The 15,157-nt window shown below is 71.6% G+C and carries 10 protein-coding genes; 9 read left to right on the top strand and 1 reads right to left on the bottom strand.

Annotation, left to right across the window (positions count from 1 at the left end; all coding sequences use genetic code 11):
• Nucleotides 1–98: 98 nt before the first annotated feature.
• From AC067Z_RS14620 to AC067Z_RS14580, 9 genes are all read left to right on the top strand, one after another.
• Nucleotides 99–968, top strand: a complete 870-nt coding sequence (locus tag AC067Z_RS14620; RefSeq protein WP_478789841.1) for a glutathione S-transferase C-terminal domain-containing protein — start codon at nt 99–101, stop codon at nt 966–968.
• 401 nt (nt 969–1,369) lie between these two features.
• On the top strand, nt 1,370–2,656 hold the full coding sequence (locus AC067Z_RS14615) for an ROK family protein (RefSeq protein WP_478789840.1): 1,287 nt from the start codon (nt 1,370–1,372) through the stop codon (nt 2,654–2,656).
• Between the two features lie 389 nt (nt 2,657–3,045).
• Nucleotides 3,046–3,546: a flavin reductase family protein gene (locus AC067Z_RS14610; RefSeq protein ID WP_478789839.1), complete on the top strand. Its 501-nt coding sequence runs from the start codon at nt 3,046–3,048 to the stop codon at nt 3,544–3,546.
• Between the two features lie 44 nt (nt 3,547–3,590).
• A complete protein-coding gene (locus AC067Z_RS14605) occupies nt 3,591–4,655 on the top strand; it encodes an ABC transporter substrate-binding protein (protein WP_478789838.1) in 1,065 nt (354 codons plus the stop codon).
• A complete protein-coding gene (locus tag AC067Z_RS14600; RefSeq protein WP_478789837.1) occupies nt 4,652–5,563 on the top strand; it encodes an ABC transporter permease in 912 nt (303 codons plus the stop codon). Before AC067Z_RS14605 ends, AC067Z_RS14600 begins: the two co-directional genes overlap by 4 nt.
• Complete coding sequence (locus tag AC067Z_RS14595; RefSeq protein WP_478789836.1) at nt 5,539–6,345, top strand: ABC transporter ATP-binding protein; 807 nt, start codon at nt 5,539–5,541, stop codon at nt 6,343–6,345. The genes AC067Z_RS14600 and AC067Z_RS14595 overlap by 25 nt, the downstream gene beginning before the upstream one ends.
• A complete protein-coding gene (locus AC067Z_RS14590; RefSeq protein ID WP_478789835.1) occupies nt 6,329–7,714 on the top strand; it encodes an LLM class flavin-dependent oxidoreductase in 1,386 nt (461 codons plus the stop codon). The genes AC067Z_RS14595 and AC067Z_RS14590 overlap by 17 nt, the downstream gene beginning before the upstream one ends.
• Nucleotides 7,715–7,731: 17 nt before the next feature.
• Nucleotides 7,732–11,583: an ABC transporter ATP-binding protein gene (locus AC067Z_RS14585; RefSeq protein ID WP_478789950.1), complete on the top strand. Its 3,852-nt coding sequence runs from the start codon at nt 7,732–7,734 to the stop codon at nt 11,581–11,583.
• Complete coding sequence (locus tag AC067Z_RS14580) at nt 11,580–12,617, top strand: aldo/keto reductase (protein WP_478789834.1); 1,038 nt, start codon at nt 11,580–11,582, stop codon at nt 12,615–12,617. Before AC067Z_RS14585 ends, AC067Z_RS14580 begins: the two co-directional genes overlap by 4 nt.
• A gap of 40 nt (nt 12,618–12,657) precedes the next feature.
• Here the strand turns inward: AC067Z_RS14580 and AC067Z_RS14575 are convergent, their stop codons facing one another.
• On the bottom strand, nt 12,658–15,105 hold the full coding sequence (locus AC067Z_RS14575) for a SpoIIE family protein phosphatase (RefSeq protein WP_478789833.1): 2,448 nt from the start codon (nt 15,103–15,105) through the stop codon (nt 12,658–12,660).
• Between the last annotated feature and the right edge of the window lie 52 nt (nt 15,106–15,157).

The following is a 15,157-nucleotide window of genomic DNA, read 5'->3' as shown; positions in this document are numbered from 1 at the left end:
CCCCGCGCCTTTCGGCGCCTTTCCCGCACACCGTGATGCCACCGCACCGCCGTGTGCCGCCGCCGTACGTCCGTGATCCACCAGACCCAGGGAGACGTATGTCCGCCACATCCCAGACAGCTGCTCCGACAGCCGCCCCGGTCTTCCGCGGCCGCATCGGATGCGACGTGCGCAGTGGGCACTACGCCGTGCCGCACCGCTACCGGCTCCATCTCTCGCCGTCCTGCCCCGGCTCGCTGCGGATCGCCGTCACACACAGCCTCCTCGGCCTCGGCGACTCCCTGCCCGTCGAGCGGCTGCCCGCAGTCCCCGACGCACCCGGCGGTGGATTCACCGCGCTGCTCCCGCTGTACGAGGCCGGTTCCCACCGCCATCGCGGCCCCGCGTCCGCGCCCGCGCTCAGCGACGTGTGGACCGGACGGATCGTCAGCACCCATGTGCCCGACATCCTGGGCGATCTGGCACTGCGATTCCGCGGCGAAGGCCCCGATCTGTGTCCGCCCGGAACACACGAACGGCTGGACGCGGTCGGCCGGCTGTGCGCCGTCGACATCGAGGAGGCGGCGCAGAGTGCGGGGGAGCTCGGCATCGCCGGGGAGGAGCACGAAGAGCCTCTCGGAGTGCTGCTCGATGCGCTCGGATCGCTCGAACGGTGCCTGAGCGGCCAGGAGTTCGTGCTCGGGGGTGACGCCCCCACCGCCGCCGACGTGCAGGTGTGGGTGACCCTCGTCCAGCTGGACCTGGTCCACCGCAGCCATCTGGACGCCGCTGCCGTGCACCGCATCGCGGGCCACCAGGCGCTGTGGTCCTACGCGCGGCGCCTCGCCTCCCACCCCGCATTCGGAACGCACCTCGACCCGGAGGCCGTCGACCGCAGGCACCATGCGCGATGTCGGGGCCGTGAGGCGGCGGGCGCGGCGATCCGCATCGTGGACTGGGACGCCTTCGCCGGTCGAACCGCCGGGTAGGTGTGTCGCGTCCGGGCCGGCGCCGCGAGCGGCGCCGTCGGCTGTCCATCATGCGGGCGGCTGTTTGACCGACTTGCGGCGCCCCGGCTATGTTGCGCGCCATGCACCGATCCGCGCTCTTGACGACACGAGGTCATGTCGACCTGAAACGTGTCTGCTCGGCCGCGTGTCGGCGGTCCTGACCGTACGGTGACCGCGCGGATCCCTCATCCCGGCCCAGTCCTGTCCCCCTGCCCCGCAGCGGACGGAATCCGGATCCGGCGGCGTACCGCGCACTGGTGAAACAGCGCTCCTCTCGCGGAGCTTCCCGCGCAAGCCCCCGCCCGGCGTCCCGATTCCCTGCGGACGACTCCGTGCCTCTCGAGGTGTGCGCACCACCGCTCAGGACCTGGAAGGCCCCCGTGGACAGACCGACGACGTCCGCCGACCGCCCTGCCCCGTTGCGTCGTTCCGACATTCCGCCCGCCACAGTGCCCCTGCGGCGGGTGTCCGGCACCGGAGCCGTACTCGGCGCGATCCTCGACCACGGCCCCGTCGCCCGCAGCACGATCGCCCGGCTCACCGGACTCTCGCCCGCCTCCGTCAGCGGCCACTGCGGCGCGCTGCTCGCCAGGGGGCTCGTCAGGGAAGGCCCGGAAACGGCCGGGCCTCGCGGGCTGGGCCGCCCGCACATACCTGTCGAGGTGGACACGAGCCGCTACCTCCTCGCCGGAGCACATATAGCGGTGACCCACACGACCCTGTCCCTGATGGATCTGAGCGGCCGGATCGTCGCCGAGGAACGGGAGCCGCACGAGAGCACGGAGCCCGGCCCGGTGCTGGCGAGGGTGACCGCGGGGCTGCCGCGCCTGCTGTCCGCGCACGGCTCGGGCAGGACCGCACTCGCGCTGGGCGTCGCGACCGGACACTGGGTGGACCCCGCTGCCGGGGTCGTGGTGCACCACCCCCAACTGGGCTGGCGCGGCGTCCCCGTACGGGACGCGCTCGCCCGCGCGACCGGCCTCCCGGTGCACCTCGACAGCCACGCGCGCGCCCTCGCGCGTGCCGAGCAGCTCGTCGGTGAGGTGTCCACCCGCGCCAGTGCGGTCCTGCTCTTCGTCGGCAACGTCGTCGACGCGGCGTTCGTCACGGCGGGAGCCGTGCACCAGGGGCCGCGTTTCGGAGCGGGCAACGTGGCACACCTCCCCGTCGGCACCGGCACCGGCACCGGCACCGGCACCGGCACCGGCACCGGCGGCGGAGCGGCGCCCTGCACCTGTGGCGCGGCAGGATGCCTCCAGTCGCAGGTCTCGGAACCGGCGATGCTGCGGAGTGCCGGCGAACAGGGCCTGACCGTACCGTCGTTCGCCGCGCTGCTGGACCGCGCAGTCGGCGGTGACCCGGCCGCGCAAGCCCTGTTCCGCACGCGCGCCCGGCTCGTCGGCAGGGCGGCGGCAGTCCTGCTCGACATGTTCGATCCGGACGTGCTGGTCGTCGTCGAGCCGGGCACCGGCCGACTGCCCGGATGCCTGGCCGAGTTGCGCGCGGAAGTGCGCCGACGCTCCCTGGTGTGCGACGACGCGGAACGGTCCGTGGTGCCCAGCAGCTTCACCGGCTCGGTACTCGCCACGGCCGGCGCGTCCGTGGCCCTGGGCGCGCTGCACGACGACCCGCTGGGGCCGTGGCCGGCGCTGCCCGCGGTGTCCTGAACGGCTGGTCCCCCAACCACCGGGCGTCGTCCCCGAATTCGACTTAATTCAGAAAGTTGCATTGTTGACCGGGCCGGATGCGGAACGGGAAGATGGATTCATGAGCAGCCCGCAGAGGATTCCACGGTACGCGCCCGGTGTGGCGCGACACCGCTGTGTGATCCGGCCGGCCCATGCTCGAATCCGGCGCTCCTGTTGTTGTTGCCGAGCACGCCGGTAAATTCCCCGGCGCGGCCATGACGCGCCGTCACACCCTCTTTCCGTATGCCTGCCCGGTGTGCTCGGGATTCGTTTTCCTGCCTCACCGTGCTCTTTCTCCGCAGCGTTCCGGTTCCTGATGCTGCCGTCCTCGCATTCCTGCGCCGCCGCCCACGTCACCTGGGGGAAACATGACCGTATCCGTGTCCTCGCACCCTGCCGCCCTTGCGCCCACACGTTTCAAGAAGCTGTTCCGGGCCTACCCCGCCGGAGTCGTGGTCGTCACCGCGGATGCCGGTGCGGGCCCGGTCGGATTCACCGCCACGTCGCTCACCTCCCTGTCCCTCGATCCGCCGCTCGTCTCCTTCGGTATCGCGACCCGGTCCTCCTCCTGGCCGCACATCGAGCGTGCCGATTCCGCGGTCGTCAACTTCCTCGGAGCCGAACAGGAGGACCTGGCCAGGCGGTTCGCCACCAGTGGAGTGGACCGGTTCGCGGCGCCGACCCGGTGGCGGCGCCTTCCGCAGGGAGACCCGGTGCTCGACGGTGTCACCGGCTGGCTGCGGCTGACTGTCGAACAGCTCGTCCCCGCCGGCGACCACCGCATCGTCGTGGCGCGCGTCGTCGACGCCTGGCAGGACGAGGACCGCAGGCCGCTGCTGTTCCACGACGGCGCGTACCACTCGATCTGACCGGCGACGGCCACCCGACAACCCTCCCAGGACAAGGAAGAACCATGCCCTCCCTTTCCGCGTATCCGCATCTCGGGCGCAGAGGATTCCTCGCCCTCGCCGGCGGCGCCGTCCTCGCCGCCGCCGGATGCGCACCCCAGGCCTCCAACGCCGCCCATTCCGAACCCGCCGGCGAACTGCCCACGGGCCCACCGCCCGCAGGTACGTCGCTGACCGTCGCTGTGCGCACCTCCCGAATTCAGTTCGCCGAATCCGGGCTCGGCAGGAAACTTCCTTTCAAGGTCGCCCAATGGCCCAACCTCAGCGCGGGCCCCGACATCATCCAGGGGTTCCGAGCGCAGTCGATCGATCTCGCGAGCAATGCGGGAATTCCACCGATCCAGGCCGAAGCAATCGGCGTGAAGGCCAGAATCGTCGCCGTACAGGTGCGCAACCATCCCTCGTACGTCTTCGCCACGGCACCCGGCTCGTCGATCAGGCGCATCGAGCACTTCAGAGGAAAGAAGATCGGCTTCTCCCAGGGGCAGGCCCAGGGCGTAGTCGTGCTGCGCGCACTCAAGAAGGCGGGCATCGCCCACGACGACGTCGACCTCGTCGAGCTGCCGAGCACCCAGTTCCTCACCGCGCTCCAGTCCCGCCAGGTCGACGTGGCGCCGCTGGGCGAGCCGACGCTGACCAAGTACCTGAGCCAGTACACCAAGGACGGTGCTCGCGGTGTCCGTACCGACGTCGTCGATCTGCTCACCGTGCTCTGGGCGCCCGTCGAGGTGCTGAACGACCCTGCGAAGGCCGCAGCCGTACGCAGTTTCGTGGAGCTCTGGGCCCAGGGCCAGGTCTGGGCGTGGGAGAACTCCGACCGGTGGATCGACGCCTACTACGTCAAGGACCAGGGCGTCACCAGGGCCGACGGCCGGCGCATCGTCGACTCGCTCTCCAAGCCCCGGTACCCGGCCTCCTGGGACAAGGCCATCGCCTGGGAACAGGAGACCGCCGATCTGCTCGCCGAGGGCGGTTTCGTACCGGACCTCGATGCCGCGTCCCTGTTCGACCGCCGCTTCGAGGGCGTCGCGCCCCGTGCCGTACCGGCTGGATACCGGGAGGAATCATGACCGAGGCACTGGCCGGCCCGCGCACCGCCGCCGTGGCCGTCGCCGACCCCCCGGCGCCCCCCGGCGCAGCGGGTCCACCACCGGCCGACTCCGCCGCCACCGCCGTCGAACGCCGCCCGGACCGCCGCCGCGGTCGGCGTCTGGGACCAGGACGCGGCATACCCTTCGGCAGGCTCCTCGGACCCGCGCTGCTCATCGCCCTCTGGTGGGCCGCATCCGCCGGAGGCCTCCTCGACCCGCGCATCCTGTCCGGGCCCGGATCCGTCGTCGCGACGGCAGCCGACCTGGTCGCCGACGGCCGGCTCCAGGGAAACGTGCTCATCTCCCTGCAACGGGCGGGCCTCGGGCTGCTGTTCGGCGTCGCCGCAGGAGTCGCACTCGCCGTGGTCGCCGGGCTGAGCCGCACCGGCGAGTACCTCGTCGACGGCCCGCTCCAGATCAAGCGCGCCATCCCGTCACTCGCGATGCTGCCCCTGCTCATCCTCTGGCTCGGCATCGGCGAACAGATGAAGGTGACGGTCATCGCACTCGGCGTCGCCGTCAACATGTACATCAACACCTACGCCTCGCTCACCGGCATCGACAGCCGCCATGTGGAGCTCGCCGAAGTCCTCGGGCTGAGCCGTCGCCGGTTCCTGAGCAAGGTCGTCCTGCCCGGCTCCCTGCCCGGCTTCTTCGTCGGACTGCGACTCGGCGTCACGTCGTCCTGGCTGGGCCTGATCGTCGTCGAACAGATCAATGCCACCAGCGGCATCGGCTACATGATGTTCCAGGCCCAGCAGTACGCCCAGTCCGACGTGATCATCGTCGGCCTGGTGGCGTACGGGATCTTCGGCTTCGCCTCCGACGCCCTGGTACGTGCGATCGAGAGGAAGGCTCTGTCATGGCGACGCACCCTGGCGGGCTGACGAAGGACCGTGGCGCGACCGCACCGGCCGCCGTCCGCACCACCCGCCTGATCCGCCGCTTCGGCGAACGGACCGTTCTCGAGGAGCTCGATCTCGCCGTCGCGCCGGGCGAGTTCACCGCCCTCCTGGGCCGCAGCGGCTCCGGCAAGTCGACCCTGCTGCGCGCCGTGGCCGGCCTCGACCACGATGTCGAGGGCTCGGGGGAGCTGACCGTTCCCGAGCGGGTCTCGCTCTCCTTCCAGGACTCCCGACTGCTGCCGTGGCTGCGCGTGCTCGACAACGTGACCCTCGGGCTGCGCGGCTCCCGGGCCCGGGCCCGCGACCGGGGCCGGACCGCGCTCGCCGAGGTCGGCCTCGACGGCCGGGAGCGCTCCTGGCCGCATGAGCTGTCCGGTGGCGAGCAGCAGCGTGCCGCACTGGCCCGCGCCCTCGTCCACGATCCCGAACTGCTCCTCGCCGACGAACCGTTCGGCGCACTCGACGCGCTGACCCGCATCAAGATGCACGGGCTGCTGCGCGAACTCTACGAACGCCACCGGCCTGCCGTCCTGCTCGTCACCCACGACGTCGACGAAGCCGTGGAGCTCGCCGACCGGGTGGTCGTTCTCGACGAGGGCCGGATATCGGTCGACATCACCGTCGATCTGCCCACCCCCCGGAGCCGGCGCGACCCGCGCTTCCAGGAGTACCGGGACAGCCTGCTCGCCGCCCTCGGCGTGGACACCCACCCGACACCCACCGACCGCCATCAGGAGGACGACTCCCATGTCCCGCACGCCTGACCGCAAGCATCTCCACCTCAACGCGTTCCTGATGTCGGTGGGGCACCACGAGGCCGCCTGGCGGCTGCCCGAGAGCCCGGCGCGTACCGGGACGGGCATCGAGCACTTCACGCACCTGGCCCGCGTCGCCGAACGGGGCAAGCTGGACTCGGTGTTCCTCGCCGACAGCCCGGTGCAGCAGGGCGACCCGGGCCGCCGTCCCGTCAGCAAGCTGGAGCCCACGGTGCTGCTGACCGCGCTGGCGGTCGCGACCAGCCGCATCGGGCTCATCGCCACCGCCTCCAGCAGCTACAACGAGCCGTACAACCTCGCCCGGCGGTTCGCCTCCCTCGACCATGTCTCCAACGGACGGGCCGGCTGGAACATTGTCACCACGGCCGGAGCCGACGCGGCCCGGAACTTCGGTCTCGACGACACACCGCTGCACCACGAGCGCTACCGGCGGGCCGCCGAGTTCGTCGACGTCGCCACCAAACTCTGGGACAGCTGGGCCGACGACGCGGTCGTGGCCGACAAGGAGAGCGGGATCCACGCCAGGGCCGACCGGGTCCGGCACATCAACCACCGGGGCGAGTTCTACCGCGTCGACGGCCCGCTGAACGTGGAACGCTCCCCGCAGGGCTACCCCCTCCTCGTGCAGGCCGGATCGAGCGAGGACGGAAAGGACTTCGCGGCGCGCTACGCGGAGGCCGTGTTCACCGCGCAGCAGACCCTCGACGAGGGCATCGCCTTCTACAAGGACGTCAAGCAGCGCGCCCTCGCCATCGGCCGCGACCCCGACGGCATCAAGATCCTTCCCGGCATCGTGCCCGTCATCGGTGACACCGAGGCCGAAGCCCGCGAACTCGACGCCGAACTCGACCGGTTGATCGTGCCCGAGTACGCCAAGCGTCAGCTCGCGCAGCGCCTGCGCATCGCGCCGGACGACCTCGAACTGGACGCGGAGCTGCCCGACGGCATCCCGACCGAGGACGAGATCGAGGGCGCCAAGAGCCGCTACACGCTCATCGTGGAGCTGGCGCGGCGCGAACGGCTGACCGTACGGCAGCTCATCGGCCGCCTCGGGGGCGGCCGTGGACACCGCACCTTCGCGGGCACCGCCGAGCAGGTCGCGGACACCATCGAGCACTGGTACGACAGCGGAGCCGCGGACGGCTTCAACATCATGCCGGCCGTCCTGCCGTCCGGACTGGAGACCTTCGTGGACCAAGTGGTCCCGATCCTCCAGGAACGCGGCCTGTTCCGCACCGAGTACACAGGCACCACGCTGCGCGAGCACTACGGTCTGCCCCGCCCGGCCAACCGGCTGTTCGACGCCGTCGACCGGAGCGCCGGCCACCTCGGCATCGACTTGGTGGAATCCCGGTGACGGGCTGTCCCACCGACATGCACGGGCCGGCCTCCGCACCCACGGCGGAGGCCGGCCCCGCCGGTCCGCCACCGGCCGCCGGCTGGGCACGCAGGCTGTTCGGCTACTGCCTGCGCCGCCGAACCGATCTGGCGCTCGCCTTCGCCGCGGCCGCCGTCGCGGCAGTCGCCACCGCCACTCTCCCTCTCGTCCTGCGCCGTGTCGTCGACGGTGTCGCCGACGGCACCACCGCCTCCCTCGCACCCTGGACCCTGACCCTGGCCGGTATCGGGGCGGTCCGCTTCGCGGCGTCCTTCACCCGCCGCTACTGCTCCGGCCGGCTCTCCCTCGGCGTCCAGTACGACCTGCGCAACGACGCATTCGCCGCACTGCTGCGGCTCGGCGGCGCCCAGCAGGACGATCTGCGCACCGGGCAGGTGGTGAGCCGGTCCATCTCCGACATCACGCTCATCCAGACGCTGCTGCAGTTCCTGCCCAACATGACCGGCAACGCCATGATGTTCTGCATCTCGCTGGTGTTCATGGCGTGGCTGTCACCCGAGCTCACCGTGGTCGCCCTGGTCGTCGGCCCCGCCCTGTGGCTGATCGCCCTGCGCAGTCGCCGCACTCTCTTCCCCGCCAACTGGCACGCCCAGCAGGAGGCCGCGGAAGTGGCGTCCGCCGTCGAGGCGACCGTGACCGGGGTGCGCGTCGTGAAGGGCTTCGGCCAGGAACGGCGCGAGCTGCACGGACTCGAGGAACGCGTGCGGGGGCTGTTCGCCTCACGGCTGCGGGTCGTCTCCTTCACCAGCCGCTACAACCCCGCCCTGCAGGCAGTCCCCGCGCTCGGGCAGGTGGCCGTGCTCGCCCTCGGCGGCTGGCTGGCGCTCGACGGCAGGCTGTCGCTCGGGACCTTTCTCGCCTTCACCGCGTACCTGGGTTCCTTCGTCACCCCGGTACGCCAGGTCGCCACCCTGCTCACCGTCTGGCAGCAGGCCCGGGCGGGCGCCGAACGTGTCCTCGAAGTCATCGACGAGGCACCCGCGATCACCGACGCCCCGGATGCCGGGGAACTCGGTTCCGAAGCCCCGGCGCTCGCCTGGCACGACGTGACCTTCGGCCACGGCGACGGTGAACCTCAGCTCCGCCACTTCTCCCTGGACGTACGGCCGGGGGAGACCCTGGCGCTGATCGGCGCCGCGGGCTGCGGCAAGTCGACCGTCGCCGCACTCCTGCCGAGGTTCTACGACCCGAGTTCGGGAACGGTGTCCATCGGCGGCCACGACGTCCGCGGACTGTCCCTCGCCTCCCTGCGTTCCCGGATCGGTTTCGTCTTCGAGGAGAGCCTCCTGCTCGCCGACACCGTGCGCGCCAACATCGCGTACGGATCCCCGGACGCCACCGATGAGCAGATACGCACGGCTGCCCGGCTCGCCTGTGCCGACGAGTTCGTCGAACGCCTGCCGCGCGGCTACGACACCGTCGTCGGCGAGCAGGGACTGACGCTCTCCGGCGGCCAGCGGCAGCGCGTCGCCCTGGCGCGCGCCCTGCTCGCCGACCCGGCCGTGCTCGTACTCGACGACGCGACATCGGCGATCGACGCCCGTATGGAGGCGCAGATCCACGCGGGCATCGCGGAGGGCGGCCGCCGCCGTACCACGCTCCTCGTGGCGCACCGCGAGTCCACCCTGGAACTCGCCGACCGCATCGCGTTGATGGACGGTGGACGGATCGTCGACACGGGCACACTGGACGAACTGCACACCCGCTCAGCGCTGTTCAGATCGCTTCTGTCCGCAGGGCGCACCGAGCCGGCCGGCCCGGACAGTGCGCCCGCCGCACCCTCGGGAGTCACCGAGGAGCTGTGGCGCCGACCGCGGTCCATGCGCCCCGAGCACCACGAAGGAACCGCGGTCCGTGCCGCCAACGCGCTCGCGGAGGCCGCTGCCACCGCCGGGCCCGGACGCGGCGGACCGGGCGGCGGCGTCCTCGGCTCCGCGCCCCCGAGCCCCGAACTCGTCGCCGCACTCGACCGGCTGCCGCTGTCGGCTGCGGAACCCCGGGTGCCGCTCGCGCAGGCCGTCGAGGCCGACCCCTCGTTCCATCTCGGTGCGCTTCTGCGGCCCTTCCGGCTGCCGCTGTGCGGCGGGCTGCTGCTCGTCGCCTTGGACGCCGTCGCCCAGCTGGCCGTCCCCGTGCTCGTACGGCACGGCGTGGACAGCGGTGTCGCGGGCCGTGCGCAGGGCGTGCTCCTGGCGGCGGCCGGTGCGGCCGCCGTGGTCGTGGCCGCCAACTGGCTCGTCGGCGTCGCCCAGGTCCGCACCACCGGACGCACCGGCGAACGCCTGCTGTACACCCTGCGGGTCAAGACGTTCGCCCAGCTGCAGCGCCTCGGCCTCGATTACTACGAGGGCGAGCGCGGCGGACGCATCATGACCCGGATGACCACCGACGTGGACGCGCTGTCGAACTTCCTGCAGACGGGCCTGATCACGGCCGTCGTCAGCCTGTTGACAGTCCTCGGGGTCCTGGTCGCGCTCGTGGTCATCGACGCGGAGCTCGCGCTCGTGCTGCTGGCCGCACTGCCTCTCCTGATCGGTGCCACCGCGCTGTTCCGCCGCTTCTCGGTGCCCGCCTATCTTCAGGCCCGCGAGAGGGTCAGCGCGGTCAACGCCTGCCTTCAGGAGAACGTCGGGATGCTGCGGGTCACCCAGGCGTTCCGCCGCGAGCGGCGCAACGCCGAGGACTTCGCCGCGCTCGCCTGGTCGTTCAGGGAATCGCGGCTGCGCGCCCAGCGCCACATGGGCACGTTCTTCCCTTTCGTCGAGTTCCTCGGCACCCTTTCGACGGCGGCGGTGCTTGCGGTGGGGGCGGGGCAGGTGCGTTCCGGGGAGCTCACGGCGGGCACCTTGATCGCGTTCCTGCTGTACGTGGAGCTGTTCTTCTCACCGATCCAGCAGCTCTCCCAGGTGTTCGACGGCTACCAGCAGGCAGTGGTCGGCATGGGCCGGCTCCGCGCGCTGATGCGCACCTTCGTCGGCACCCCGGCGGCGCCGGCTCCGCGCCCGGTCCAGGACCTGCGCGGGGAGATCGAGTTCGACGACGTGTCGTTCCACTACGCGGGCGGTGCCGGCCGGGACGTGCTGCGCGGCATCACGCTGCGCATCGCCCCCGGTGAGACGGTCGCCCTCGTCGGCACCACGGGCGCCGGCAAGTCGACCGTGGTGAAACTTCTCGCCCGGTTCTACGACCCGGTCTCCGGTGCAGTCCGCGTCGACGGCCACGATCTGCGCGATCTCGACCTGACCGGCTACCGCCGCAGACTCGGCGTCGTCCCCCAGGAACCGCTTCTGCTGGGCGCCACCGTGCGCGACGCCATCGCCTATGGGCGCCCCGACGCGAGCGACCGGGAGGTCGAGGCGGCCGCCAGAGCTGTCGGCGCGCACGAGATGGTGTCGGCCCTGCCGTTCGGCTACCTCACACCTGTCGGGGAGCACGGCCGCGCCCTCTCCGCCGGCCAGCGCCAGCTGCTGGCACTCGCGAGGGCCGAACTCGTCGATCCCGACATCCTGTTGCTCGACGAGGCGACCGCTTCGCTGGACCTCGCCACCGAGCGCCGTGTCGCCGCCGCCGTCGACGCCCTGACCCGCAGGCGCACGACGGTCGTGGTCGCACACCGGCTGACCACGGCGGCCCGTGCGGACCGGGTCGTGGTGCTCGACGCGGGGACCGTCGTCGAGACCGGAACCCACGCGCAGCTGCTCGGCGCCGCGGGGCCCTACCGCCGGCTGTGGGACGCCTACCGCCGATCCGTACCGCCGGCGGCCGCGCCACCGGCCCCACCCCGTACCGATCCACTCGATCATCTCGTCAATGGGAGTGCACGATGACCGACCACCGCCTGCTCGGACGCACCGGCGTCAGGGTGAGCCCGCTGTGCCTCGGCACCATGATGTTCGGCGCGCGCGGCAACAGCGATCACGCGGACAGTGTCTGCATCATCCACCGGGCCCTGGACGCGGGCATCAACTTCGTCGACACCGCCGACGTCTACTCGGCGGGGGAGTCCGAGACGATCGTCGGCAAGGCGCTCGCCGGAGGCCGCCGCGACCGTGTGGTGCTGGCCACCAAGTTCCACGGCAGTCTCGGCCCGGACGTCAACGAGCAGGGCAACAGCCGCCGTTGGATCATCCGGGAGGTGGAGAACAGCCTGCGCAGGCTCGGCACCGAATGGATCGACCTCTACCAGGTGCACAGGCCCGAGCCGGAGACCGATTTCGACGAGACGCTGGGGGCGCTCACCGACCTCGTGCGCCAGGGCAAGATCCGCTACATCGGCACGTCCACCTTCGAACCCTCCGCCATCGTCGAGGGCCAGTGGATCGCCGAGCGCCGCGGAAGGGAACGCGTGGTCGCGGAGCAGCCGCCCTACTCGCTGCTCGCGCGCGGCGTCGAACGCGAGGTGCTGCCGGTCGCCCAGCGGTACGGACTGGGCGTGCTCACCTGGAGTCCGCTCGCCGGCGGCTGGCTGTCCGGCCGGTACCGCCGGGGTGGTGAACAGCCCGCGTCCAGCCGTATCGAGCGCCAGGCCGCGCGCTTCGACATCACCGCCCCCGAGAACGCGGCCAAGCTCGACGCCGTGGACGCACTCGCCCAACTGGCCGAGGAGGCGGGCCTGACACTGGTGCAACTGGCCCTGGCCTTCGTCCTGGAGCATCCGGCCGTCACCTCGGCGATCATCGGCCCGCGTACCTTCGAGCAGTTGGAGAGCCAGCTCGGCGCGGATCGTATCCGCCTGAGTCAGGACGTACTCGACACGGTCGACAAGATCGTGCCGCCGGGCGCCACGCTCTCCGCCCGGGATGCCGGATACGTGCCGCCTGCGCTGAGTGACCCGGCCCTGCGCCGGCGGGCCCGCGGCTGAGGTCCGCCCGGTCCTGCGTACGCCCGGCAGGCAAGGCGTGTCACACGACCGGCTTGCCGGGCGGTGGGGGCAGCAGTTGCTCCGTCCACACCGTCTTGCCCTCGCGTGCGTGACGCGTTCCCCAGCGCTCCGTCAGCTGCGCGACGAGGAGCAGTCCGCGCCCGCCCTCGTCGGTGTTGCGGGCGCGCCGCAGATGCGGCGACGTGCTGCTCGGGTCCGTGACCTCGCAGATCAGCCGGTGGTGGTGGATGAGCCGCAGCGTCACGGGCCCTCCGGCGTAGCGGTAGGCGTTGGTGATGAGCTCGCTCACGATCAGCTCGGTCGTGAACGCCAGTTCGTCCAGGCCCCACACCGCGAGCTGGTCCGTCGCCAGCCGCCGTGCCCTGGCCGGAGCCGTGGCCTCCGCGGGCAGTTCCCAGGTGGCGACGAGCTCGGGCGCCAACGTGCTCGTACGTGTCAGCAGCAGCGCGACGTCGTCGCTCGGCCGTGCGGGCAGCAGTTCGTCGACGATGTCCTGGGCCATCTCGTCGAGCGTCCTGCCGGGCGTGCCGAGTGTGGTGCACAACCGGGCGAGACCGTCGTCCATGTCGTGCCGCTCGCCCTCCACGAGACCGTTCGTGTACAGGGCGATCACACTGCCCTCGGGCAGGGTCAGTTCGGCGGCCTCGAACGGCAGTCCGCCCAGCCCCAGCGGCGGTCCGGCCGGCAGATCGGGCACGCTCACGCCGCCGTCCGGGGTCACCACCACGGGCGGTGGGTGACCGGCACGTGCGAGGTTGCACCGCCGGCTCACCGGGTCGTACACGGCGTAGAGGCATGTGGCGCCCACCACTTGCTCGCCGGGCAGGCCCTCTTCGTCCGGCTCCTGCTCCCCGGCGAGCCGGACGACCAGGTCGTCGAGATGGGAGAGCACCTCATCCGGTTCGAGGTCCAGGTCGGCCAGGGTGTGCACGGCGGTACGCAACCGGCCCATGGTGGCGGCGGCGTTGATGCCGTGCCCCACCACATCGCCGACCACCAGAGCGACGCGCGCCCCGGACAGGGGGATCACGTCGAACCAGTCGCCGCCGACGCCCGTGGCGCCGCCCGCCGGCATGTAGCGGTGGGCCACGAAGACCGCGGGATGCACCGGCAGTTCACGGGGCAGCAGCCTGCGCTGGAGGGCGAGCGCGGTCCGGCGCTGCTGGGTGAACCGGCGCGCGTTGTCGATGGACACGGCTGCCCGCGCGGCCAGTTCGTTCGCCAGGGTGAGGTCGTCCTGCTCGAAGGGCTCGGGCAGTCGTGACCTCCACAGGCTCACGAACCCCAGCACGAGACCGCGCGCGGTGAGCGGCACCACCATCAGCGAGTGCACGCCCTTCATCCCCACGGCATCGGCGCACTCCAGACCCGCGAGCGCGGACGGGGCGTCGATCACGGGTTCGAGCACGGGACGCCCTCCCGACAGGCACCTGGCCTGGGGTGTGTCCGGGGGGAACGTGTGGGCCGACCCCACGGGGTACATCGCGCGCTCGGTCTCGGGCTCGATACTGCGCAGTGCCGTTCTGCGCACCGCGCCGGCACCGCCGTCGGCAACCGGTTCCTCGCCGCGGCTCACCTGCTCCAGCAGGTCCACCGAGGCGCAGTCGGCCAGATTCGGCACGGCCGCATCGGCGAGCTCCGATGCGGTCGTGGCCACGTTCAGCGTGGTGCCGATCCCCGCGCCGGCAGCACTGAGCAACGCCAGTCTGCGCCGTGCCCGGTACCGGTCGGTGACGTCCTCGACGAGCTGTGTCACCCCCAGGACCCGACCGGCCGAGTCCTCCATCCGGAACGCGGAGACGGCGACGAACCGTTCCTTGGCGGGCTCGGTGCGCAGCCGGCAGGACTGTTCGGTGAAGATCAGCGGTGCCCCGGTCTCCAGCACATCCCGCAGTCGCGCCTCGACGGTGTCCGCGTCCTCACGGACCAGGTAGTCACCGATCCGCGTTCCGCGCGCCTGGGCCCAGCCGAAATCGCCGATCCGGGCGATCGCCCGGTTGACCCGCAGCAGGCTCAGATCGATGTCATGGACGGCGAGCCCGATCGGTGATCTGCGGAACAGGCCGTCCATGACCGAACGGTCGATCTCCCACTGCTCGACCTCGGTGGCGGGCGCGCCGACCAGGAACCATTCCGCATCGCCGCCGTCCCGGATGACGAGCCGGACGCGTACCCCGAACCCGTGGATGCGGCCGTCCTTGGCCCGCAAGGGGAGGAGGCCGAACCAGCCCCGTTCCCTGACGCAGGCCGCCACGGCGTCCAGCACGACGTCCAGATCCTCGGGGGCCACGAGCAGTTCGGCGGCGGCTCGGCCGAGGACGTCCCGGGCCGTGTACCCGAGCAGCTCCTCGGCACGGTCGCTCCAGCCGGTCACCCGGCCGAGCGGATCCAGAACCGCGGAGACGGCACGACCCAGCGAGAACGGGTCCTCCGGGCTCTCACTGATCAAGGTCACGGATCCGGTCATCGCTTCCATCCTCCGCCGGGTGCTCCGGCGGCGCACGTGGTGGCCTCCGGGG

The organism is Streptomyces sp. NPDC043812, assembly GCF_056436245.1.
This window is presented reverse-complemented; position numbering and strand designations above follow the sequence as displayed.

Excerpts from the sequence above, each read along its gene's own strand:
- AC067Z_RS14605 (WP_478789838.1), top strand. The coding sequence starts at position 3,591 with ATGCCCTCCCTTTCCGCGTATCCGCATCTCGGGCGCAGAGGATTCCTC.
- AC067Z_RS14600 (WP_478789837.1), top strand. The coding sequence starts at position 4,652 with ATGACCGAGGCACTGGCCGGCCCGCGCACCGCCGCCGTGGCCGTCGCC.
- AC067Z_RS14610 (WP_478789839.1), top strand. The coding sequence starts at position 3,046 with ATGACCGTATCCGTGTCCTCGCACCCTGCCGCCCTTGCGCCCACACGT.
- AC067Z_RS14580 (WP_478789834.1), top strand. The coding sequence starts at position 11,580 with ATGACCGACCACCGCCTGCTCGGACGCACCGGCGTCAGGGTGAGCCCG.
- AC067Z_RS14620 (WP_478789841.1), top strand. The coding sequence starts at position 99 with ATGTCCGCCACATCCCAGACAGCTGCTCCGACAGCCGCCCCGGTCTTC.
- AC067Z_RS14590 (WP_478789835.1), top strand. The coding sequence starts at position 6,329 with ATGTCCCGCACGCCTGACCGCAAGCATCTCCACCTCAACGCGTTCCTG.
- AC067Z_RS14595 (WP_478789836.1), top strand. The coding sequence starts at position 5,539 with ATGGCGACGCACCCTGGCGGGCTGACGAAGGACCGTGGCGCGACCGCA.
- AC067Z_RS14575 (WP_478789833.1), bottom strand. The coding sequence starts at position 15,105 with ATGACCGGATCCGTGACCTTGATCAGTGAGAGCCCGGAGGACCCGTTC.
- AC067Z_RS14585 (WP_478789950.1), top strand. The coding sequence starts at position 7,732 with ATGCACGGGCCGGCCTCCGCACCCACGGCGGAGGCCGGCCCCGCCGGT.